The organism is Rhodopirellula sp. MGV, assembly GCF_002251265.1.
Classification (GTDB): Bacteria; Planctomycetota; Planctomycetia; order Pirellulales; family Pirellulaceae; genus Stieleria; species Stieleria baltica_A.
Map to the genome: position 1 here is coordinate 26,886 of NZ_NPDI01000038.1, position 23,374 is coordinate 50,259.

21 protein-coding genes are annotated in these 23,374 nt (G+C 54.3%); 15 read left to right on the forward strand and 6 right to left on the reverse strand.

Annotated features, from left to right (window positions below):
• Positions 1–3 precede the first annotated feature (3 nt).
• Positions 4–1,302, reverse strand: coding sequence for a DUF1559 domain-containing protein (locus tag CGZ80_RS12780; RefSeq protein WP_094414951.1), 1,299 nt, complete (start codon positions 1,300–1,302; stop codon positions 4–6).
• 237 nt (positions 1,303–1,539) lie between these two features.
• Here CGZ80_RS12780 and CGZ80_RS12785 point away from each other — a divergent pair, with 237 nt between their 5' ends.
• From CGZ80_RS12785 to CGZ80_RS12835, 11 genes are all read left to right on the forward strand, one after another.
• The gene (locus tag CGZ80_RS12785) at positions 1,540–2,697 is read left to right on the forward strand and encodes a GspE/PulE family protein (protein ID WP_094414953.1); all 1,158 of its coding nucleotides are present in this window, start codon (positions 1,540–1,542) and stop codon (positions 2,695–2,697) included.
• Positions 2,687–3,748, forward strand: coding sequence for a type II secretion system F family protein (locus CGZ80_RS12790; RefSeq protein WP_094414955.1), 1,062 nt, complete (start codon positions 2,687–2,689; stop codon positions 3,746–3,748). The genes CGZ80_RS12785 and CGZ80_RS12790 overlap by 11 nt, the downstream gene beginning before the upstream one ends.
• On the forward strand, positions 3,745–4,560 hold the full coding sequence (locus tag CGZ80_RS12795; RefSeq protein WP_094414957.1) for a hypothetical protein: 816 nt from the start codon (positions 3,745–3,747) through the stop codon (positions 4,558–4,560). Before CGZ80_RS12790 ends, CGZ80_RS12795 begins: the two co-directional genes overlap by 4 nt.
• The gene (locus CGZ80_RS12800) at positions 4,560–5,852 is read left to right on the forward strand and encodes a type II secretion system F family protein (protein ID WP_094414959.1); all 1,293 of its coding nucleotides are present in this window, start codon (positions 4,560–4,562) and stop codon (positions 5,850–5,852) included. Before CGZ80_RS12795 ends, CGZ80_RS12800 begins: the two co-directional genes overlap by 1 nt.
• Positions 5,849–6,265 (forward strand): hypothetical protein, encoded by a 417-nt coding sequence (locus CGZ80_RS12805; RefSeq protein ID WP_094414961.1) that lies wholly within the window; start codon positions 5,849–5,851, stop codon positions 6,263–6,265. Before CGZ80_RS12800 ends, CGZ80_RS12805 begins: the two co-directional genes overlap by 4 nt.
• Positions 6,262–6,756: a type II secretion system protein J gene (locus tag CGZ80_RS12810; protein WP_094414963.1), complete on the forward strand. Its 495-nt coding sequence runs from the start codon at positions 6,262–6,264 to the stop codon at positions 6,754–6,756. Before CGZ80_RS12805 ends, CGZ80_RS12810 begins: the two co-directional genes overlap by 4 nt.
• Positions 6,753–7,106: a hypothetical protein gene (locus CGZ80_RS12815; protein ID WP_094414965.1), complete on the forward strand. Its 354-nt coding sequence runs from the start codon at positions 6,753–6,755 to the stop codon at positions 7,104–7,106. The genes CGZ80_RS12810 and CGZ80_RS12815 overlap by 4 nt, the downstream gene beginning before the upstream one ends.
• A gap of 74 nt (positions 7,107–7,180) precedes the next feature.
• On the forward strand, positions 7,181–8,023 hold the full coding sequence (locus tag CGZ80_RS12820) for a DUF1559 domain-containing protein (RefSeq protein WP_094414967.1): 843 nt from the start codon (positions 7,181–7,183) through the stop codon (positions 8,021–8,023).
• Positions 8,020–8,880: a hypothetical protein gene (locus CGZ80_RS12825; protein ID WP_094414969.1), complete on the forward strand. Its 861-nt coding sequence runs from the start codon at positions 8,020–8,022 to the stop codon at positions 8,878–8,880. The genes CGZ80_RS12820 and CGZ80_RS12825 overlap by 4 nt, the downstream gene beginning before the upstream one ends.
• A gap of 25 nt (positions 8,881–8,905) precedes the next feature.
• Positions 8,906–9,925, forward strand: a complete 1,020-nt coding sequence (locus tag CGZ80_RS12830; protein ID WP_143543902.1) for a hypothetical protein — start codon at positions 8,906–8,908, stop codon at positions 9,923–9,925.
• Between the two features lie 534 nt (positions 9,926–10,459).
• The gene (locus CGZ80_RS12835; RefSeq protein WP_094414973.1) at positions 10,460–11,809 is read left to right on the forward strand and encodes a basic secretory protein-like protein; all 1,350 of its coding nucleotides are present in this window, start codon (positions 10,460–10,462) and stop codon (positions 11,807–11,809) included.
• A 25-nt stretch (positions 11,810–11,834) separates the two neighbouring features.
• Here CGZ80_RS12835 and CGZ80_RS12840 read toward each other — a convergent pair whose 3' ends face one another.
• Complete coding sequence (locus tag CGZ80_RS12840) at positions 11,835–12,626, reverse strand: endonuclease/exonuclease/phosphatase family protein (protein ID WP_094415258.1); 792 nt, start codon at positions 12,624–12,626, stop codon at positions 11,835–11,837.
• Between the two features lie 280 nt (positions 12,627–12,906).
• Here CGZ80_RS12840 and CGZ80_RS12845 point away from each other — a divergent pair, with 280 nt between their 5' ends.
• Entirely contained in the window at positions 12,907–13,140 is a 234-nt protein-coding gene (locus tag CGZ80_RS12845; protein ID WP_094414975.1) for a hypothetical protein, read from the forward strand.
• Positions 13,141–13,207: 67 nt separating this feature from the next.
• Here CGZ80_RS12845 and CGZ80_RS12850 read toward each other — a convergent pair whose 3' ends face one another.
• The 3 genes from CGZ80_RS12850 to CGZ80_RS12860 are packed head-to-tail and all read right to left on the reverse strand — an operon-like array spanning position 13,208 to position 16,427.
• Positions 13,208–14,446: a Glu/Leu/Phe/Val family dehydrogenase gene (locus tag CGZ80_RS12850; protein WP_094414977.1), complete on the reverse strand. Its 1,239-nt coding sequence runs from the start codon at positions 14,444–14,446 to the stop codon at positions 13,208–13,210.
• Between the two features lie 24 nt (positions 14,447–14,470).
• A complete protein-coding gene (locus CGZ80_RS12855) occupies positions 14,471–15,424 on the reverse strand; it encodes a zinc dependent phospholipase C family protein (protein WP_094414979.1) in 954 nt (317 codons plus the stop codon).
• 40 nt (positions 15,425–15,464) lie between these two features.
• Positions 15,465–16,427 (reverse strand): mechanosensitive ion channel family protein, encoded by a 963-nt coding sequence (locus CGZ80_RS12860; protein ID WP_233148395.1) that lies wholly within the window; start codon positions 16,425–16,427, stop codon positions 15,465–15,467.
• Positions 16,428–16,743: 316 nt separating this feature from the next.
• Here CGZ80_RS12860 and CGZ80_RS12865 point away from each other — a divergent pair, with 316 nt between their 5' ends.
• Entirely contained in the window at positions 16,744–17,277 is a 534-nt protein-coding gene (locus tag CGZ80_RS12865; RefSeq protein ID WP_233148396.1) for a DinB family protein, read from the forward strand.
• A gap of 80 nt (positions 17,278–17,357) precedes the next feature.
• On the opposite strand, the gene CGZ80_RS12870 is transcribed toward CGZ80_RS12865, so the two are convergent.
• Positions 17,358–17,957 (reverse strand): TetR/AcrR family transcriptional regulator, encoded by a 600-nt coding sequence (locus tag CGZ80_RS12870; RefSeq protein ID WP_094414983.1) that lies wholly within the window; start codon positions 17,955–17,957, stop codon positions 17,358–17,360.
• Positions 17,958–18,197: 240 nt separating this feature from the next.
• Between CGZ80_RS12870 and CGZ80_RS12875 the strand changes: the two genes are divergently transcribed.
• Together CGZ80_RS12875 and CGZ80_RS12880 are read left to right on the forward strand one after the other, a co-directional pair.
• Positions 18,198–20,039: an efflux RND transporter periplasmic adaptor subunit gene (locus CGZ80_RS12875; RefSeq protein ID WP_094414985.1), complete on the forward strand. Its 1,842-nt coding sequence runs from the start codon at positions 18,198–18,200 to the stop codon at positions 20,037–20,039.
• Positions 20,036–23,359 (forward strand): efflux RND transporter permease subunit, encoded by a 3,324-nt coding sequence (locus CGZ80_RS12880; RefSeq protein ID WP_094414987.1) that lies wholly within the window; start codon positions 20,036–20,038, stop codon positions 23,357–23,359. Before CGZ80_RS12875 ends, CGZ80_RS12880 begins: the two co-directional genes overlap by 4 nt.
• Positions 23,360–23,374: the final 15 nt, after the last annotated feature.

The window sequence follows — 23,374 nt, forward strand, 5'->3', positions numbered from 1 at the left end:
AAATCACCAATTCAGGTTTTCCGAGACCAATTCGCCTTGGTCACGGGTTCCCAGGGTGCCCCACAGGCCAAAAACGCTGGGGTTTCCCGGGGCCAAATCACCTTGGCCGCCCAACGTCACCGTCCCTTGGCCGCCATTGGTGTAGGTGCCGTTATCGATCGAATCGGTGAGAAAGGAAATGGCTCCATCGGCTAATGCAACGTGACAACCGCCTTGGTGTCGACTGCTTGCGGTGAGCGTACCGATCGTCGACGCGGCCCCACCAAAACAGAGCTCGCGGTTGGGTGGCAAGATCGTGTTGAACCCGGTCATCAATGGCATCGCATCAGCCCAACGTTGGCCTCGGCCAATTCCAGCCCCTGCGGGGATAACTCCCCAAAATTGCGGACGCATCGAATCGGTCTGTTGCCGGCAAAAATCGACATCATCCAGAACGCCGCCTTTGAAACCGTTGTTGACCGATGGGGTGGTCGCGATGTTCTTGTCGCCTAAGTCCGTACAAATCTCACCCATCAAGATCGTGTTCGACAGACCATCGGTCACATCGTCGAACGATGTGATCATTCGCGGGACGAATACGCCGCGCCCCGTCGCCTCCATCTGTGCCTTTCCGCTGGGACTCCATTGACCGTTTTGGTAACGCCACAATCCTTCGTCGAGACCCTCGATCGCATCACCAAGGCAAGCGGCGTAGTTCGTCTGACCCGCGCCGGTACCAGACCCTGGATCGGAAGGGCACCGCAGCCAAGGAATCTCAATCGACCAAGGGTCATAGATCTCGACCGACGGTGCCGGCCCCATGCTCGGATAGGTGTGGGTCCTTTCTTGCTCAATCATTCCCATGCCGTAGTCCATCCCCATCTCGTAGTCCAAGAAACCGTCTTCGGACTCGCCGAACTCGTCCGCGAAATCATCCGCGTTGTCGTCTGAGGTCGTCTGCGACCGGTCCATCGGTGGCTTGAACCCGAGCAATGGTTTCGAAAGCTGTTCCCATACGGCAGACTCGCCAATAAAAGGCGTGACTGACACGAACATGCTCAACCGAAACTGATTCGTCGTATTCGCACTGTTCCGATTGTCAAATGTTCCTGTCGCATGAGGTGGCAAGATGTCAAACGCGGCATGGTATTGCGAAACGCCGAGTGCGATCTGCCGAAAGTTATTGGAACAACTCATCCGCCGTGCCGCTTCGCGGGCCGCTTGGATTGCGGGCAACAGCAACCCGACCAGGATTCCGATCACGGCGATAACAACCAACAACTCCAACAGTGTAAAACCGCTATGATGTGGACCGCGTTTCATGGCTGCCTTGGAAAGAAAACAATTGGTTCGTTGTTGACGACTTTTTTAAACAATTCCACCGTGCCAGTGAATCAACGCTGCGCAGTCTGAGATGCGCCGCCAAGTTCTCTTTATCTAGCGAAATCTAAACTTTTCAATTCACTGTCGATCAAACGTGCACAGCATAGCAGGTTGCCCGTTGCCTCTGTTCGACATCGTCCCTGTTCGACATCAACATTACCTCCTTCGATTCAGCCCATGCATCTGTCACTGACGCCCGGCAAACGCACAACGAACGACACATCGTTTGCGATCGAAATGGTAAAGGATTGTTTGTCGTCGGCTTTGGACTGCGGTGCCAGTGATATCCATCTGCAGCCTCGGCGCGACCAATGGGAAGTTTCTTATCGGATTGATGGTGTGTTGCATCTGGTGCGATCGTTTCCACGATGTGACGAGACCGATCCTGTGGCGCGTTTAATGGCAATCGCGGGCTTGCCGACTTATCGCAATGGTGCCCCACAAGAAGGCTCGCTTCGCTGGCAACACCACGATGGCTCCGAGCGTGAATTGCGTTTGGGTGTCTTCCCAACCGTTTACGGTGACCGTGCGGCAATCCGAATCATGGAAGACCGCTCTTCACTAAGACAACTGGATCAATTGGGTTTTGATGCGTCGACCTTTGCCGAACTCCAGTCGGTCTGTCAATCGCGCGAAGGCTGGCTGTTAGTCGCCGGCCCTGCCGGTAGCGGAAAAACGACCACGCTGTATGCATGTCTTGCGCACATCGCGACAGCAGGTGTTAACCGCAGCGTTTTAACCATCGAAGACCCGATCGAATCGGTGATCGATTCGATCAGTCAAAGTCAAATCCAACAGGAACGCGGCATGACACTGGCATCGTCGATGCGAGCCGCAGTTCGGCAAGACGCTGAAGTCTTGCTGGTCAGTGAAATTCGCGACGAAGAAACCGCCGAAGCCGTTCTGTCGGCATCAATGACCGGGCATCTTTGTTTTTCATCGATCCACGCCGGATCGGTCGGCGCGACGTTGCGGCGGCTGGTGCAAATGAAATTGCCGATCTATGCGATCCAAAGTGGATTGCGTGGAGTCCTCTGCCAACGGCTGCTCCGTAAAACCTGTGTTGATTGCGGCGGCAAAGCATGCGAAGCCTGTCACGAAACCGGATATCAAGGTCGCGTCCCAATCGCGCAGCAAGTGTTGCTTTCCGGCAACTCGGTTGGGGAGAAGGTCTTTGCCGCATTGGAAAGCAGACGTTCCGCAAACGAGATCGACCGTCTTTTGTCCGAATCCGGCATCCCAACATTGCACGAACAAGCGACGCGTTTAGTCGCAGCCGGAATGACGGACGAAGCCGAAGTCTTTCGTGGTTTGGGACAGCCAAATGAACGCTGATCCCGGCACACTTGATGATGAATCGTTCGCGATGCTGTTGGACGAAGTCTGTGCGATGGCATCCAGTGGACGTTCTCTGCCACTGGGCCTACGCGATTTGGAAGACAAATCGCTCGCCCGTTTAGGACGCGCCGCTCGCAAGGTACGAACCGATCTCGAGAAGGGAAGTTCCCTATCGAATTCGATCTCCGCCTTTTCGAAGACCTATCAAATACCGGTGCGGATCGCGATCGAGACGATGTCGCGAACGGGATCGATCGAACCGGTTCGCGAAACCGTCCGCACCATTCGTGCGGCCAACGAAGATCGCCGGCAACTTCGACTTGGTGCGATTAATCCGACGATCAACGCGATTGCGGCGGTGGCAATCGCTTTTGTCGTGACGCCGTTCACGATCCTTTCGCTCGCCGAATCGGAACTGATTAAGAGTCCGTTTGCACCCACCGAACGTCAACTGTTCAACACTTTTTCCACTAACTTTTTGACGACCGCCGCCGTCACGGCTGTGATCCTTGTCGCCCTCATCGTGTTGCTGTTTGGCTTATTCAGATGGCTCAATCGAAGCCGGGTCTCCTCTCGTCAGTTGGCCTCCTTTGCGCGTTGGCTGGCGATTCAAGTGAGCCCCGGAATCATGTCCCACCGTCATACTCAAGATACTCTTTCGACCGGTTCCGTCGACTTGGCAAAAGCGATCGACGCGGCTTCCTCGGTGAACGGCGAAGCCTTTGCAAGGCAGTGGTCAAGCGTCTCTGCCGCGATTCGATCGGGTGCGAATGGAGAACCGGCCTTGGCGTTTCCCGACAGTGCGCCCGATCCGATTCGGCAATGTGTTGCTGATTTGGCAAGCGGACAACGAAGCGGTCCAGCGGTCGCGTTCGATTTGAAACGTCTCGGAGATCTCTACCAACAACAGGCTCGGCGTTACCGGAATTGGTGGGTCAACGGCATTCTGCGAGTCACATCGATTGGCGTCATGCTTTGGATCACCTTTTTCTTATTAAAGCATTCGATCGGTCCGTTGTTGGAACTGCTCGATGAGGTCATGCAATGAATCCTACAATTGGCCATGACGTCGGTGGAGTCGCCTTCGAAGCCCAACTCGAAACTTGGCAAACCGTTCGCGCTGACATCAAACATCAAATCGCCAAGATCACCACATTGGCGGTTGTGTACCTGTTAGCTTCGCTTGCGATCGGTGGCTTACTATTGAGCAAGATGCTGGAGTTGTCTGACGGTTTCTTGTTTGTCGTGGGATGGAGACAATACACTCCGGTCGAAATGGGTTGGCTACATTCGGTGTTGTTGGGATACCTCGCCGCCGGCTTGGGCGTTGCGTTGTTGTTCGTGCTTGTCCAAGCAATTGTCTGGAATTGGTTGCCCTCCGGATTATTCGACCTCGTGGCGATGATACCGTGGGTCGGATCCACCGTTCGGGCAATCGCGTTGGGCGAATTTTTCCAATCGATTTACAAGTCTGTTTCGTTGGATCAGACGTACGCGCGTGCATTTGAATCAGCCGCAGAGCAAATCCGAAATTCAAGCCTTCGTCGCTGGGCAAGGATTGCCGCTGGGCGAATCGAATCAGGCCAGTCTCTTGAATCGCTGATCTCGACGATCCCGATCCACGATCAACCCGTTTGCGTCCTGGGGGTACTCATCAGCCAACACCCCAATCAAGTCCAGACATTGCAGCTTTGGCATCACGCGACTGAGGAATGTCATCGGTTGGCCGAGTCTCGACTGTACCGAACAAGACTATTCATTCACGTCACCTGCTTGTTGACGTCCGTGTTTATCGCGGGATTGGCGTTATTCTTCACGGTCGGCTACGCCATTGTCATGATTAGGGGGTTGTCGTACTGATGGGGGAACAGAATTTCGCCGCGCTCGGTTTGGCACTTCTCTTCGCTTTGGTTGCTGCCACGCTACGGACGCTCAAACGCAATCTGATTCAACGATCGGTTGAATCAACACGTTTGCGTGGATATCGATTCGTCGGTTTCCTCGAATTCTGGCTCTGGTTGGGCGCGATTGCTGGAACGCTTCTGTTTGCGATACACCCAATTGCGATTTTGATTGTGTTGATGTTGGTCAGTTCCGTGATCGCTTGTTTCTTGCTGCGATATCACGAAGAACGCCGCTCGTTGAATCGCTGGTTGCGTTTTTCGATCCAGATCAACGTTCCGGCGGATGAACTGTTCGACCAATTTGCCAACGGTTGTCGAAGTGGGTTGGCGTTCCGATGTAAACGATGCGCAAAACTGTTGACGCAGGGACACAGTATCACACGGGCCGTCTACCGCAGCAAACTGCCACTCGACTCGGATGCCGTCGCGGCATTTAATCTTCATCACAGCGAACGCATGCTTTCTGGATTGAACGCCACAAGTGTTTCCAATGACTCCCTCGACGAACGCTTGGCGAGCGACATAGAACGCGAATCGCACCAATCAGGAATTCGCGTTCAACAACAATTCATCTACTTGTTCGCGACGTTGGTGATTGCCGTCTTTGTCGGAATCTTTGTTCGCCAATTAATTCTTCCCATATTGGAGCAGACAGCGGAAGAATTCTCGATGGAGTTGCCTGTTTCCAAATTCACACTCGACATTCAACAGTTGCTTGGAAACATCGCGTGCGTGGCTGTGGTCATGCTTTTAATCACATTAACTGTTTCCCGATGGTTGCCGCGATTCTTGTTGCTAGGAGTTCCCTGGTTCGGCAAACGGATCATTGATCAGCGCCGGGCTGTGCTCCTGAAATCGATGGGGCTGGGGATGGATGCGGGTCTCAGTGAAACGGAATTACTCGAATCCTCTTTGAGAACAGCACGCAGTCTTTCAATCCGGTCTTCCAGCCGACTTGCAAAACATCAGATCGCCTGTGGAGTCCCACTTGCCAATGCGCTGCGACAAGCAAAATTGGTTTCAAAATCTGAGGAACGGTGGCTGCAGAGCGCTGCAAAGAACGGCACATTGCCGGCGACCATGGTGCAAATGAATAACGACATTTTGCGTCGCCAATCATTTCGCTGGGACTTGCGAATGGCTTGGTTCGTTCCTCTCGCAACCTTCTTGATTGGTGGCTACGTGCTTGTACATGCGTGGGCGATGTTTACGTTCTTGTGCAATCTGATTGAGAGGCTATCGAGATGATCCGACCATCGAAGAGCCGCGGCATCATGATGATGGAAATGTTGATCGCGATGCTATTTTTCGCGGCGGCAATTGGTCTTGCTCTCAAAATCCACCAGCATTGGCTGGATGAAGATCGCAAGCAAGCGGTGATTTTGCAGCGGCGGCTCGACCTGGAAAACCTAGCCGAACGGTTGATTAACGTTGCCTTTGCCGACTTGGAAACAGAGTCGATTCGTTTGACAACCGAGCCTGCCGTGGAAGCCAACGGGATCGCTGTCAGCGCCGAACCGTTCGACATGGACGTCCCACCATCCGGCTCCGTCAAAGCCATTCATCTGACGTTTCGAAGTCCCCTTCGTCTAGAGCCCGGCGGTCAAGAGTTTGCGGCGCCGCTGACCCACCATGTTTGGCGGATGGAGGATCGACAATGAATCGGCATCGAATTGTCATTCCTCGTCCGCTACCGCGATCTGGGTTCACAATCATTGAATTGATGGTTGTACTCTCGCTGTTGACGGTCTTGTTTTCTGGTCTGATTGCTTTGGTGGTTTCGATTCAAAACAACGCCCAACGATCCGATCGCCAGTTTCTCTCGCGGCAGGAAGTGCGACGCTTTACAGACGATTTTCGACGCGACTTTCATCGGTCTCGCAGTCACACGGCAGAGGACCAACAGGTGGAATTGACGTTCGACGATGAATCGCAAACGGTCGTCTATTCGGCTGCTGAAACGTCCTTGATACGAACCGTATCGGATGCCGATGGCGGCATTGCGAAGCGAGAGGACTACAAGATCGGCGAACGGTTCCGTGTCGAATTTCCAAACTCCGAAACATCCGATGCTTCCCGCTGGAGGTTGGTTGGCAAAGACGAACGTGACCCAACCTTCGAAATTGTCGCGACGAGGAAATCCGAGCCATGAACCGAAAACGCCCAAATGGCTTGATTGCCGTCATGTTTGTCTTGATGTTGGCGTTCGTCGTTGGCACCTTCGCGATTTCGCTGGGAAGACGCGCGGTGGATGTTCGACGCCACCAATCGAGACAGAAATCGATTCGCGAGCTCGAAGCGGCAATCGAGGCCGTTCATCCGCTAGGCCTGACAGACCAACAGCAGGTCCGATTACCGTTCGATGCCGAAAGCGATACATCAATCATCGTCAAAGCAAGCGTTCACAGCACCGAGGAACCGAATCGCTCGGTGACTTATGAAGCGACGTTTTCGCATGGTGACCGAAGCGGATTTGCGATCCAACGGTCCCGTGATCGTTGAGATCTGCCGATCGAATTCACGGGATTCATCACGGTATTTCCTTCCAACCAACAACTTCAATCTGGCTACCTTCCATGTCTTCGAAACGTCGAGCATTCACACTTGTCGAACTGTTGGTGGTGATCGCGATCATTGGCGTTTTAGTCGGCCTTTTGATTCCTTCGTTGCAGTCGATGCGAGAATCGGCGCGTCGCACCAACTGCCAAACCAACTTGGTAGCGATCGGATTGGCGATGCAAACCTATCATGATCGCTGGATGCAATTTCCAGTGGGCACGGTTGCCGAGGCGGGACCGATACGAAACGTTGCCGCCGGCAATCATCACAACTGGCTGGGACGTTTGATGGAACCGCTCGACCAGGCGGTCATCGAATCGCATCTTAATCGCTCCGTCAGTATCTATAGCGAACAGAATGAGGAAGTCCTATCACTTGGCTATCCCGGATCAAAGTGCCCTTCGGACTCCACGCCCGCAGCCAATGCCAGCAGCTATGTTGGATTGCACCACCCGACGGAAAAGCCAATCGACGATTCCGATTGGGGCGTCTTCGTTCTCAATACGCCGATCAGTCGCGACGACGTTAGCGACGGGCTTTCCAACACGCTTTTTCTGTCGGAAAAAATTTCGACGATGAGCGACTTGGGTTGGCTGAGTGGTACGCGGGCGACGCTTCGCAACACCGGTGATGGGATTCAATCGGACACTGACCAAGTTGAAATCGACGAGTTAGCTGTTGGATCGATCGGCAGCCGTCATCCAGCGGGCGCGAACGCGATGTTTGGCACTGGCGAATTCAAATTTTTGTCCTCGTCGATTGACATTGCGGTCTTACAACAGATGACCGATCGACGCGACGGACAATTGCCGCTGCACTTTCTCTCAATCGAACAGTTACGCCAGCGCAGCATTCAATGAGCGTCAACGATTCCGCACCCTCGATTTCTGAACCTCAGTATGCGAACCGCAGTGCGATCGACGGGGCGTTTCTCGGTTGGTGCTTTGTCTGGGCGATTGTGTTGTCCGCAACTGCCATTGGTATCGCTGGTACATCGAAGCTAGACCAGCCTTCTAAAGAAACCATGATTTCGCTCGGGTTAGCCGTCGGCGGATTGGCCGGGATCTGGTCGGTGACTGGGACTTGGCTGAGCTTGATTCATTTGCCTGACACAACCGCTAACGCAACGGATGCTATCGGTCTCTCGCCCGATCGAATCGAACAGTCCCACGGTCCTCGAATCCAGATCGGTATTCTGTGGCTTGCCAATTTGACGACGGTCGGATTTTTCCTGCGGCAATCTCCGCAGTTGCTGGTGCCGTTGTTCTTTATTGTTGCAATGACAATCACCATTTCCGTCGCCGTGATGCAGTGGACAAGTCGTCGAATCATTCGCGAAACGAGGCCACCGTCGCCGAAGCGTAGCATTCGCCAAATCATGCAGGTCACCACCACGATTGCGATCTTCGCTGGCGCGGCGAAACTGCTGGCCGGTCAATTTGAAATTAGCAAGGGGATGTATGCACTGGTCATTTCGATCGGAGCGTTGTGGCTGGTCATGCTATTGAGCATGTTGGGACGATATTGGTGGAGTTCTTTGATAAGCATTCCCCTCGCGATTTTGCAATTGATCTCGCTCTCGTTTTTCTTCTCGGCAAACAACCGCAATGTCGAAGGTGATATCATGCTCTTTGGCGGCACGGTTGTAGGATTTTATCTGGTGGCTTTTTTGTTCTTGGCCTTGTTACGTACAAGCGGCCATCGCTGGCTTTGTTGAAACCGACAAGCACCACGAGGGTTCAATGACATCGTCTTACGATTCTGTCAATCATTGTGTGACGCGGGTCATTGATGAGGCCAACCGACTGAAAGACGGTACGCCTTCAGCGGGTTTACGAGATGCATTGAACGCACTTGCCGAACGCCAGGCCGAGTCGCAACTCGAATCAGATCACGAGGTCGAACGCCAACTCGCCGATCGTCTTGACGAACTCAACAGTGCGCCGGGTGCGGGATTTTTGGCGGTGTACTTGGGTGCTCGAGTCGAATCAGGTGCTGATCCGAACATCTCTGGGCCAAGCATCTTGCAAGCGATGCTGCGATTCGCCGATGCGTTCGAACTGCCCCCCGACGATGATGACGATGCGCCAATCGATTCGTCAGCAGTGATCGGGTTGGAGTTGTTGGGGCAGGGATTGGTCGCACACGTATCTCGATCCGAACCGCTCCTTCAGCAGATGTCCAATGACACAGCAACGATCGAGTCGCTTGAACGTGTCGAACACATTTCCGCCGGACCAACATGGGTCTTAGAACTGCTTCGCAAACGGAGCGGAGAATTGTTGGTCATCCATGTCGCGGATCGACGCGGATTTGATGTCGAGTACAACAACCTTTCGAACTGCTTTCATCTATTCACGCTTTTGCAAGCAGCCCTTCAGGGGATGCGTCTTGGAAATGGCGGAACGGTTGATTCAGATTTGGTCGCTGTTGCTTCCGGTGATGCATTTCATGACGCTGCCGATTCGGCGTGGTGGCACTACGGCGTAGGCGGATATCCCGAAGCGGATTTTGGGGGCAGTGTCTGGGGCGAAGCGACACCGGATACGATTCCGACGATCGACGGACGCCAAGTCATCTTGCTTTGGCCGCCTCTGTTTCAAGCACGGAGTTGGGACGCAGGGTTCTTCTCGCCTTTCTTGCAGGCATCACCGCCAAAGGTCTCGGTGATCAACGAGTTGGATCCAACCGACGTGCAGAACTGGTGCGAACGATTGAACTTGCCCACGATCAAATCCAAACGTCGCTGGCGTTTTTGGTAGTACGTTGTCGACCATGGCAGATAACCGACGGGGGATGCCAAGCCATCTGCTGTCGGCAAAGCGAAAGATTGAGACTGAACCTTGTAAGGCTACGATCTTTGCCACAGCAACGAGGCGACTGTTTTGAATCAGGCGCATTCCCGCTTTCGATCATCCGGCAAGCGTTGACAGGCGGGCTTCATCGGTGATTATGTCAACACCGAAATCGGACATGATCGTGTAGTGGCGGATCGCACGAACAAGCCTTGGTAAAACGGTTGGAGGCGGACGCGTCTATGGACGCACCGCTTTATTCCCTTAGGAAACGTTAGCGAAGGGGAACAATCCTTTACCAAGTGATCTGTAACTTCTAACTCCATCGCGACGTCGAAACACGAACAAGATTCCTGAATCTTGGCAGACGGTGGCTGTTCGCAGCCCACCGGTTTGGTCGTCCTGCATGTAGGGTCGCAGATAGCTTCGAAGTACCGATGCGATCGTGATTCCGGTCTTGTATTACAACCCACCACGTTTGACGCCCCTGGACTTCGACGCATGCGACGAATGACTTCGACGAGATTCTGGAAACTATCCCTCGCCTTCCTGGCGAGTGCACTGCCGACGACTTCGCTCTTGTCAGCGAACTCGCAGGCCGCCGAAACCGTTCTCGGACATCACGCCAACGGTGCTGCCAAAGCAGATTTCTCCTTTGACAACATTGCGGCCCCTTCTAGTACCGATGCCGGTAATCTGGCAAAGGTCCGTCTGCTCGGCGGACAAATGGATTCGAACAGCCCTGGACCAGAGTGCCTGTTCGACGGCGAAGTCCCCACCGATGCCGACCAGCCAAACCGCAACTTCTTCTTCAGCGGAGGCCGGGGCGGGCGAATCTTGGTCGACTTGGGCAAAGACATCGATATCAAGGAAATTCGGTCGTACTCGTGGCATCCCGATTTGCGCGGCCCACAGGTCTACGAACTGTTCGGCGCGTCCGATTCCGCGGACGCAAAGATGGGACTTCGCCGTCGTGAATCACCCACCGATAACTCGTGGACTGCGATCGGCAATGTTGACACCCGTGGCGAGTCGAAAGTCCCAGGCGGTCAGTACGCTGCCGCGATCCGTCCCTCTGAAGGAGACGAATCACTTGGTTCGTACCGCTATCTATTGTTCGATGTCGCGTCGACGACCGATCAATCTCAGTTCGCCGAAACGTTCTTCTCCGAAATCGATATCGAAGACGGTCAATCGTACGAACTTCAAAAGACTGAATCGCGGATCGATACGCTGGACATCGATGGCAAGTACACCATCCGTTTCGACACCACCGAGACGCCTGACTTGCAACCGTGGGTGCAGAATGAGTTGATGCCGATTTGCAAATTGTGGTACCCAAAAATCGTTGGGCTGCTTCCCAGCGAAGGCTATAGCGCACCGACCGACGTCACCGTCACATTCAAAGCCTACATGGATGGCGTCGCTTATGCAGCCGGAACTCGCATTACCGCGGCGGGACCTTGGTACCGTCGACAACTCGAAGGCGAAGCCTTGGGTTCGATCGTTCACGAAATGGTTCACGTCGTCCAGCAATACAACCGCGGACGCGGACGCAATCGCAATCCCAGCTGGATGGTCGAAGGTGTTGCCGACTATGTGCGTTGGTTCTTGTACGAACCACCACAAAATCGCCCACGCGTAAACCCTGCACGTGCGAACTACAACGACAGCTATCGTACGACGGCTTCCTTCATGGACTTCGCGGCTAAAAAATACGACGCGGAACTGATCCAGAAGCTCAACGCCAGCATGCGTGAAGGCGAGTACACCGATGACCTCTGGAACAAGCTGACCGGAAAGTCGGCCGAAGAGATCTGGAACGAGTACGTCGCGACGCTGACAAAGTAAGTTCTCCAGACGAAACGCCCGATCGCTATTCGGGCATCAACTCAAGCTCGCAAAGGATCGCGCGATGGTCCGATGCGAGCGACTCCTCCAAGACGCGTGTCTTGATCACGCGCCATCGGGGCGAAGGGTAGCCAAAGATAAAATCGATTTGGCGTTTCGGGTTGCCGACAGGGATTGTTGGCAGGGGAGCGTCCACTGTCGGTTTCCATACCTTCAGTAGTCGACTGATCGATTCGCTGCCAATCACATCGTTGAAATCGCCCATCAAGATCGTGGGTACTGGTTGATCATCGACCAAGTGATTGATGAACTCCGCTGACAACCGTCGTTCGTAATCATTCTGACGATGGTCAAAGTGCGTCGCGAAAACTCGAACGTTCAGGTCAATTGAATCCGCGGGGATTCCAACAACTGCGATCAATACACCGCGTTGTTCACCTCGTTCAACGTTCGGTAGCAGCTTGTTGTGATGTTGACGGATTGGAAATCGTGACAAGATGGCGTTTCCATAGTGACCGCCTTGCAAATCGATGTTGCTACCAAACACCGAATGCATTTCTGTCATCAATGCGAGTTCATTCGCTTGATCAACCACTTCGGTGCGTCGCGTGTTTTGGTCGACTTCTTGAAGTGCGACCAAGTCCGGCCTGGCGTTTTTGATGACGCTAGCGATCCGGTTCAAATCCAATTGTCCATCGACACCCTCGCCATGATGGATGTTGTAGCTCAAGACGCGAATGCGAATGGGTTCGCTTGCACAAAGTGCCGTACAACATGAGCAACACACCCATGCGATTAACAGAACAGATCGGGACATTAGCGTGGTGTAGTTCGGAGGACTGGTTGACTTGTCGCCGTACCCTTGAATGATAGGCAAAGACGTCCCGGCGAATCACTAACAAGAACCCCGCCAGGTTAGTAGCCGGATGCACCCCGCCCGTCGCGTTAAACGATAAAAACGGAAAAGCGATATTTTCCTGCGGGTTCAATCGCGTGGTTTCGCGATTAGTTTGGTGCGCAGTCTATGAACTGTGTCCTGCACTAACGAACGTATCAATCAAGACGCACAGGCTTGTCTTCTCTTTTGATCGTACCGAATGTCGAATTCAGCTGAACTGTCACATCGCAAAAGAACGCCAAAACTGCGGCCTTCTGCACGTGCTGCTCGACGCCACCGTTGGCATGCCCGCCGGCGGAAGCGTGAGTTCGTGTTCTTCTGCCTATTAAACCTCTTGGCGATCCTGGCAATCTTTGGATTTGTCATGTCCTACCGCTATGTCGCCCGAACTTATCAGCCGGTCGACCCAGGGATCATCTTCGGCGAAATCTAGTTTTGATAGCGCACGGTGTCATCAAAGGTAAACACCGTCATTTATCAAATTGATCGCGACTGACCGTTTATCGACCAGCAAGTTCGCTTGCGCGTCGCACGCGCGAAATCCCGATCATAAAGGCGGCATCCCGCAAAGAGATCTCGCGTTCGTGCGCCGTTTGCCAAACGTTTTCGAATGCATCTGAAAGGGTGCGATCAAGCTCTTGCCGAACGCGATCGAGACTCCACCGATAGTGCTGTCGGTTCTGCACCCATTCGAAATAGCTGACTGTAACCCCGCCGGCATTGGCCAAAATGTCTGGCAGAATCGTGATGCCTCGATCGGCGAGAATCAAATCCGCGTCTGGATCAACCGGCCCATTGGCGGCTTCGATGATTGCCTTCGCCGAAATCTGCCGAGCGTTTTCCTCGGTGATCACACCGCCGAGAGCAGCGGGAATCAAGATATCGACATCCTCGAGTGTCAGCAGCGCATCAACGGGCAGAACTTCGCAGCGATCGTAGCCTTCCAGCAAGCCTTGCGGATGTTCAAGTTTGTGGTGGAATACCGAGCCGATATCCAAACCGTCTTTACAGAAATAGGTACCGGAAATATCGCTGACGGCAACGATCGGGAACTGGGCTTCGCAAAGGAACTTCGCGGCATGTGATCCGACATTGCCGAAGCCTTGAATGGCCACGCGAGAGCGTTCGGGTTTCATTCCCAAACGCTTGGCGGTCTTTACGGTCAGCGATCCGACGCCACGTCCCGTTGCTTCTTCCCGACCTTTGGCGCCGTATTCTTCGACGGGTTTGCCGGTGATCACTGCCGGGTTAAACCCGTGGTATTTTTCCCATTGGTTTCGGAACCAAGCCATCACGCGGTGATCGGTCCCCATGTCGGGCGCTGGGATGTCGGTATCGGGTCCAACGATATCGTGAATTTGATCGACGAACGCTCGCGTCAGTCGTTCTTTCTCACGTAAGGAAAGCGTTCTTGGGTCAACGCCGATGCCGCCCTTTGCGCCACCATAGGGCAAGTTGACGACGGCCGTTTTCCAGGTCATCAAACTGGCCAAAGCTCTCGTTTCGTCCAAGTCGACTTCATGGTGATATCGCAGTCCGCCTTTCATCGGCCCGCGGCTCTTGTCGTGCTGAACGCGGAAGCCAACGAAATTCGCTAACGTCCCGTCATCACGCTCGATCGAAACCTGCACCTGAACCTCGCGCTGAGGCATCATCATTGCTTCACGGAGACCGCCGGCAAGATCCAGGTGATCGGCAGCGCGGTGGAAGAAACGTCGGGTTGCGTCGAAGGCTTTCATTGGACTCTTCAAGGTAGTGATTGATTAGGCGGCGCGGCGTGCGGATCGTTTCAGACTTCGCTCTTGATGATAGACTTCGATGACGCGACGTTTGATGTCGATCTCCGGCGGCAAGTATTCGACCAAGGTTCCTTCACGGGAATATTCGCTTGCCAACCGGCGAATCTGCCGTTTGTCAAAGAACGATTTTAGCGTCGTTTTGGCAACACCGATCGGTGCGGTCGAAGTCGCTCGGCAAGTCGCCAGCGTCAAACCACAATCCGGAAGCGGATAGCCGGTGAACGCTTCCGTCTCATTGGCGACACGATCAATTATCGCGGCGATCGCCGTCAGCGTGAGCGCGAACAATTCGGCCAAGGAATCGAGTAACGCCATGTCTAATGCCGCTTTCGGCTGATGAACCGCCTCATCAAGACGGTATCGACGTGTCAATTCCGTCACCTTTTTGGACGCATGCCGTGCCGAATGCATCATCAATGAACCGAGCCATGCGGAATCATCCGCTAGCCCCAACCGCACCGAGATGCCATGCCGATCACGGTGTCTTAGAATCTGATTGTATGAACGGTCAACGGTCCATTCGAAGGGTCGATGGATCACCGCCTCGGCGGGTTCGCTGACGGTGTGTAGTGGCTGAATCACATCACTGACATAGTGTGTCAACACGCCTGCCGCGTGGGCGGCCTTGTCAAACCGTTCCCGGTGCAAATGGTGATGCAGTTTGTGATACCACTGGTGTGCCACACGTGTCGCACCACCCCAATTGCCATCGCGAACGTGCAACACATGATTGTGAAAATCACGGAAGCGTACGTCGGGGTCGATCGAGCCTTGGAGGTATCGTGGGTAGTGACGCAGCAACCACAACGCCAAACGTTTTCCCGCTGGCGTTTTCACACCGGATAACGCATCGATGGCAAATCGATGGTGCGTGGTTCGGCAATGGGCGTGCCGGAGGATTCGACAGAGCTGTTGCATGGCCCCGTGTTACCAACATCCAATGTTGAAAGATCGTTGCCTAACCCGCATAGGGCAAATTGTCTTGCATCGACGACGGGCGACGTGCCGGTCGGATCTTTGGACGCATCGGCACCGACGTGTCGGGATTGTCGACGCGACGTAGATGTACATCCATCTGAGGATAGGGAATCCCAATTCCGGCGCGATCCAATCGCCGTTTGATTTCGCCAGTCAATGATTCTTGTAACTTCCAAAACTCGCTACTTGCGACCCACATGCGGACTTTCCATTCGACCGAGCTCGAACCCAAGTTCGCGAGCACGACTTTATTGCCACGTCCTTCGCCTTGAATCGTGTCGGTGGCGAAGAGGTCCAACGCTTCTTGTAGTGTCTGGCGTGTCGCGTCGATATCTGCTTTGTAGTCGACCCCGATCAAAATCTCGATTCGGCGATGCGGGTGGAAGCTAATGTTCTCGATCGTACTACCGCTGATCGAGCTGTTGGGGATGATCAATCGACGGTTATCCGGCGTATCCAACGTCGTCGTGAACAGGTCAATTTCGTTGACCTTTCCGGTCACCCCGGCAATGTTGACCACATCGCCGACTTTGAATGGGCGAAAGACGATCATCAGAACACCCGAAGCAAAATTACTGAGTGTGCCTTGGAATGCCAAGCCGATCGCAAAGCCAGTCGCTGCCAAAATCGCGGTCAGGCCGCCGAGTTGAAACCCAAGGTTACTGGCCACGAACGTGATCAAACCAATCATCACGCTGTAGAAAATCGCATTCCCGACGAACCGACCTAAGGTCTCGTCAACGCGTTTGCAAATCGGTCCGCTGACGATCCGCGCCAAATAGCGAGCGACAAAGTAACCGCAAAAGATCGCGATCAATCCCACCACGGCATAGACGACATTCATCACCATGCCAGAGGTCACCCAGCCGGATGAATTGAACCAAAGGTTATCAATCCATTCGTCCAAGGGAGTCCCATCGGGGTTCGTTTGTGCCAACAGCATTGCCATTCCTTCGCGTCGTCGAGACAGACTTTGTTGTCATGGCGATATAGGAAAAATGGACGTGCCGCGTAAAGACGGGTTTGTCGTTCCCCTCCCGTCGATCACCGATTGAATGCCAATTCGAGGCGGTCTGGATGAGATTTTGGTGATTTCCATCAGAATTGTTGGCATCGTGCAGCGGGCCGACCGGCTGATGAACATCTATCATGTGGCCGCCGAACTTCTATCCGATGTCCACTCGGTCCCACGAATACATCTCACTACACTATCCGCTTCACAGCCAGCTTCTCGCCACCACCAGTAAGGAATCAATGAAATGAGTCAGACGGAACACTTGATTGGCAACATGATCGCGGCATCTGGAAAACTGGCCCTCGGTTATGCCGAACGATTGCTCACCGATGTCACGCCGGACAAGTTCGCCCGCTTCGCGACCGCCGGCGGGACCACCGTCAATTCGAATCACCCGTGTTTTATTCTGGGCCACCTGAGTCTCTATCCTTGCCGTGTGGTCGCTCAGCTGGGAACCGATTCCTCGTCGATCGAACCGAGTGAAAAGTTCCTCGAGTGCTTTAGCAAAACCGCCACCTGCACCGACGACGCTGACGGCACGCTGTACCCCTCAATGGAAGAGGTCGTCGAAGCATTTCGTCGCTCCCATCACTTGGCCATCCAGACTCTCGAGACGGCACCCAATGATCTGTTTGATGCGCCGAACCCAACCGAAGGGATGCAGGAAAAGTTCCCGACAATCGCGTCGGCGCACGGATTCTATATGAGCGGCCACCTGATGATTCACATGGGCCAGTTCAGCGCTTGGCGTCGCATCAACGGCATGGGCAGCGTCTGATCGCGGCCTGAAGTTCCCGTTTCTCCGGCTCCGCGAAACCGATGCTTTCTCGGAGCCACAAGCAACAAGCGTCAGCCGTCTTAGTCTGGCTGATAGCCTTTTAGAAACATCGTCACGGTCTGATTGACGAAGGTCGACTGCTTGACATCCAGCCCTTTTTTCTGGACGCAAAACAACGCCGGCCAGAATCCGAAGGACATCAGCATGCCGACAAATTGTTCGGCCGCCAGTTCCGGGCGAGGAACATTCAGCCGCTGATCTCGATGAGCCGCTCGCATCCAATCCGCTAGCATCGTATTGATGCGGCTGGAGTGCTCAGAAATGATCGCGCTGCACTGGGGAACGACGATCAATCGTGACAGCACCACCCGGGCCAAATCGCGATAACCCTCATCCGAAAAAACGTTCAGGATTTGGTTGCCGATCGACTTGAGTTGCTTGGGCAACGGCTGATCCGGTTCGTATCGAAAGTCGCTCAACACGTCGGAGCGGTCCATCAGCTCGTGGACGATCGCCTCAAACATTTGGTCTTTGCTTCCAAAGTGATTGTAGACGGTCCGTTTGGAGGCACCTGCCGCATCGGCAATCCGATCCATGCTGGTGTTGTCATACCCATAGGCACGGAATTCGGTGACGGCAGCCGCCAAAATGTCCGCCCGTTTTCGATCGGAATGCTTCATGAATTTGTTCTTTGTCGGTGAACGATTCACCTCTCATTGACAAGCGGGACGCCACGCCCCCTTTTTGCGGCGTAAAACCGGGTGGGCAAGCGTATTCGCCGCCACTAAAAAACACAACGTCACAAATTACACTGATGGGTTTACTTTCGCTTCTCCGAAAAATACACTCACCAGTGTAATTTCTGAGTATTGCCGCGGTACATAGCGGCAACCCGTCAATTCAACTTCGGACCCACAGACATGTTTCAACGCTTTGCAGCGGCAGGTTGGTCTGTATCACCCATTGTTGCCGCGCGTCGAGTCGCCGTCGGGCTCGCCCTGTCGATCGGTGTCGCGAGCACAGGTTGCTCCCGCGCCAAGCCCGATTTACCGCCCAAAGCGGCACGACCGGTCACGGTGATGGAACTCCGTCGCATCGTGCCGGAGAGTTCTTTTAACGTGTCCGGATCGGTGACGTCTTGGAAAACCGAACAGATCGGATTCGAAGTCAGCGGGCGAGTGATGTGGGTTTTGGAACCCGGCAAGAACATCGACGGACGGACGGTCGACGCCGACGGGACGGTGATTCGCGAGGGGACACCCTTGGCAGCGATCGATCCGGCGCAATACGAAGTCGCTGTCGATTCGGCGCAAGCCTCTTTGGAAGCCGCCGAACTGGATTCGCAAGTCATCTCAACACGGATCAGAGACTCTATCCCCGCTGACATCCGCTCCGCCCAAGCTGACTTGATCCTCGCCAAGTCGGACTTTGAAAGGATCGACCAGCTAAAACGCTCCAATGCGGCGTCTCAATCGGAATACGAAGACGCTCAGAACCGGTTGTCCACCGAACAAGCTCGACTCGACAGTTTAGAAGCTTCGAAAAGCCAAGCCGAGGTCGAACGCAAGGCTGCCGACGCTCGTGTCAAAGCGGCGAAGCAGACACTGCGTAACGCACAACGCGATTTGGAACACACGGTACTTTACGCTTCTTACCCCGGACAAATCTCTGAAGTCCAAGTGGTCCCTGGCAGCGTCGTGACAGCCGGTTCACCAGTGTTGACGCTGCAGATGATCAACCCGATCAAAGTCGCGATCGAAGTTTCCGCCGAACAATCGCGTGACCTCGAACGCCGCCGACAATTGACCGTGTCCTTCATGATGCCGGACGGCAGTCGTGCCGAACGCAATGCCATGGTCTACAACGTCTCGCCAAGCGCCGACCCTTCGACAAGAACGTTTTCGGTATCGCTGTTGATCATGAACGAGCAGTACCGTCCCCCAGTATCACGCATTCCAGGTGGTGAATCGTATGCGTTGACCGAAGACATCTGGCCATTGAAATTAAACAAGATCATCGGGGCCCCTGAAAACATCTTGGTCGTCGAAGAGAACTCGATCGAACACGATGACCAAGGCGACTACGTCTGGGTAGCAACCAACGGAAAATTCGGCGAACGGTTGAAAGAAGTCACACTTGTCGAAAAGCACTACGTCAGTGTGCTCGATGCACGAATCCCGTTCCTTGGCAATTGGGTTTTTCGGCCTGTATTGTTTTTGTCCAACACAAAAGACGGTGGCGTGAAGGTCGATCACGATTCGTTGATCACCGGAAAACTGGAATTCCCTGATGACGACCGCACAAATTGGGATGGGCGTAGTGTGGTCGTCGATGGAGGCCCACACTGGATGCTGCGTCCCGGCGACTTGGTCACCGCCAGCCTTGACGATGGCGAACCCGAGGAGGGCTTCTACGTTCCCGTCGAAGCCATCTATGAAGCGTCCGACCGAACCTATGTCTTTGTCGTTGACGGCGATCAAGTCAAAAAGACCGAAGTCATTGCAGAGATGCCAGCGAACTTAAACTCCGGTTCGGTGTTCCAAATCCGACCGATCGGCGACCAAGCGTTTGCCGAAGGAACCAAGATCGTTCTCAAAGGCGTTCACTTTCTGATGGATGGTGAGCACATCAATGTGATCACCAGCGAATTGCCAAGCGACGAGATTCCCGTCAAGTCGATGGAAGAACCGCAGGACGAAACTGCCGACTCGTCGTCACCTGGAAATGAACCGGACAATACTAGCGTGGAGGCTGCGCAATGAACCTGCCACAACTTGCGGTTCGCTATCGCCCGATCGTTTTATCGACCACGCTGTTGTTGATGGCCTGGGGTGCGATCACGTACTTCACGATCCCACGCCGCGAAGACCCCGAATTCACGATTCGTGTTTGTGTGATTTCAACGCAGTGGCCGGGCGCGCCAGCCGAAAAAGTCGAAGAGCTGATCACTGACAAAATCGAACAGCAAGTGATCAGTATCGAAGAGGTCGATCACATCCGTTCGACTACGGTGACCGGACAGTCAACGATCTTTGTCGAACTGGATGACCGCGTCCCACCGGCAAAGATTCAAGCGGTCTGGGATAAGGTCCGCAATCGTGTCGACACCATTTCGATGCCCGAGGAATCGATCAAGCCTTTCGTCAATGACGAATTCGGCGATACGGCGGTCTTGGTCCTGGCGATCCATCAAGTCCCCGTGCATGGGCGCACCGACGTTCGTCCCGAAGACCGATACAGTTTGCGTCAGCTAGAGCGTTTTGCCGAAGACATCCAAGACGACCTGCGTTTGCTGCCAGGGATCGCCAAAGTGGACATGTTTGGTGTTCGTGAAGAAGCAATCTTCATCGAAACTGATCTCGGCAATTGGTCTCAGCTGAACCTTACGACCGAACAACTCGAACGGCTGGCCAACGATCGCAACATCATCCAACCCGGCGGCGAGATCGACACGTCCGCGGGGCACTTTTCGGTCAAGCCAGCCGGTGAATTCAACGCCATCAATGAAATCAACCAGATCGCCAGCGTCGTAAAGACGGACGAAGGTGGCAATAGCGTTTACTTGACCGATCTTGGGTTGTCGGTACGCCGCGCTTACGAGGATCCCGCTCGGTATTACTGTCGCTTCGGTGATCCACACGGCAGCTCACCAGCAGTAACGCTTGGAATCACGATGAAATCGGGGTCCAACATTATCGAAATCTGTGACTCGGTCAAAAACCGAATCGTTGAACTGTCCGACATTGAAAAACGTCTGCCGCCTGACCTGGCAATCACACCGGTCAGCGACCAGTCGGAGAACGTTTCGGCCAAGATCGGCGAAGTCGTTTTAAATGTCGTCGAAGCCGTCCTGATCGTTGTTGTCGTCGTGTTCTTGGTGGTCGGATTCCGAACATCGTTTGTGATGGCAGCCAACATCCCGATCGTCGTGCTCATGTCGATCGGATTCATTTCGCTTTTCGGTGTTCAACTGGAACAGATCTCCCTGGCCGCGTTGATCATTTCGCTGGGGCTGTTGGTCGACAATGCGGTGCAGGTGTGCGACCAAGCTCGAACCAACCAGATTGCCGGAATGGAGCCATTCCAGGCTGCGATCGAGGGCGCGAACACACTGGCCATTCCGATGCTGGTGGGAACACTCACCACGATGGCCGCGTTTGTGCCAATGTTGATTTCACTCGAAGGCGGCGGCAAAGAATACGTCTACAGCTTGCCAGTCACGGTCTCGACTACGCTTGCGCTCAGCTGGGTGTTGGCGATGTCGCTGTGTGTGATTCTTGCCGGCCTATTCATTCGGGCTCCCAAACAAGACACGCCCGCGTCACCCCTGGTCCGTTTGGCACTCGCGATCAGTAGCCGCTTGCCATTCACTCGCCAACATTCCTCTTCGGCTTCGCCGGAGAATCGCACGAGCACCGCTAGCGGAAACTTCTTGTTCAAGTTTTATGAGCAAACTGGCATGCTGGCGCTTCGATTCAAATGGTCTACGTTATTGGCAACATTTCTGTTGCTCGGTTTCATCATGTCGCTGCCGGTCAGTTCGGAATTTTTTCCGGACGCCAATCGTGACCAGTTCGCGATCAAAGTTCACTTGCCTGAGAATGCGACCATTGAGCAATCCAATGAAATCACGCAGCAGGTCGAAGCTGTCGTCAGAAAACTGAGTCCCGTCCGTCCGGGTGAGACGACTTACGACGGAAAGACACAGCGGCTGCGTGCGATGCGGACGCTGGTTGGCGGTGGCGGTTCACGATGGCACTTGGCTTGGGCCCCCGAACCGCCGTCACGCAACTTTGCCGAAATCCTGGTCCGCACCACCGACGGACGATTTACGTCTGACTTCGCCCATCGACTGCGCCAAGTCTGTGAACGCGGTGACGCGGAAATGGGGATTGACCCGATCGCGGGTGCGAGAGTCGTCCCGGTGAAGCTGGCACTCGGCCCGCCAGCGGATCCGTTGGTCTTTCGTGTGATCGGCAGCGGTTTTGCCGATCCGGCGTTGTTGCAACAAGCTGCAGACCGCTTAAAGAAGATCGTGAACGAACAGCCAGAGACGTGGAATGTCCACGACTCCTGGGGCGTCGACGGTTATCAAGTGTTGGTGAATGTCGAAAAGGACCGCGCGACCTTGGCGGGCGTGACGAACGCTCAAGTCGCCAAGACGCTGAACTCGTACTACTCGGGCCTGCGGCTGACCACCTTCCGCGAAGGCGATCATCAAGTTCCGATCTATTTCAAACTTCGTCCCGACGAAACACATTCGATTCGTGAGTTACAGGAATCGTTTGTCGAAGGCGACAACGGAAAAATTCCGCTATCGTCACTCGCCGATTTCAAATTCTCCTGGGAACCGGCTCGGATCGAACGCCGTGACATGAATCGCGTGATCAAAGTTTCGGCGCAGATGGAACCCGGTGTGACAGGCAACGACGTCGTCAACCGTGTGTTGCACCTCGACGAATTCAAACGTTTGGAAGCGTCTCTACCGGTCGGATTTCATATCGAAACCGGTGGGTCGTACGAAGAGAGCCAAGAGGCTGGCGGACAGATGATGAAGTCCTTTGGGATTTCGTTTTTGCTGATCGTGATGTGCTTGATCGTTCAATACAACGGCTGGTCAAAGCCGATGTTGATTCTGGCGACCTTGCCGATGGCCCTTGCCGGAGCTTGGCTGGGGCTGTTTGTGTCCAGCAACTCTTTGGGCTTTATGCCACAGCTAGGCATCTTGGCGTTGTTCGGTATTGTGCTCAATACCGCGATCATCTTCATCGAGTTCGCTGACATCTTGCTTTCCGAACGCGCCGCGAATTCGGATGGAACCGGCCCAATCGCCGGTATCAGTCGCGAGGAATTCCGAAGCACGCTGTTAGAAGCTGGCAAGCAACGAATGCTGCCAATCTTTTTGACAACCGCCACGACGGTCGGCGGGTTGATCCCGCTGGCACTCAGCGGTGGTCCGCTATGGGCGGGCTTGGCGTGGTGTATGATTGCCGGGTTGCTGCTGACGACGTTCCTGACGCTGTACCTGATCCCGGTTCTGTATGCGATCTTTGTCGAATCGTTTCGGATCAAACCGCTTTAGCGACACTCATACTCG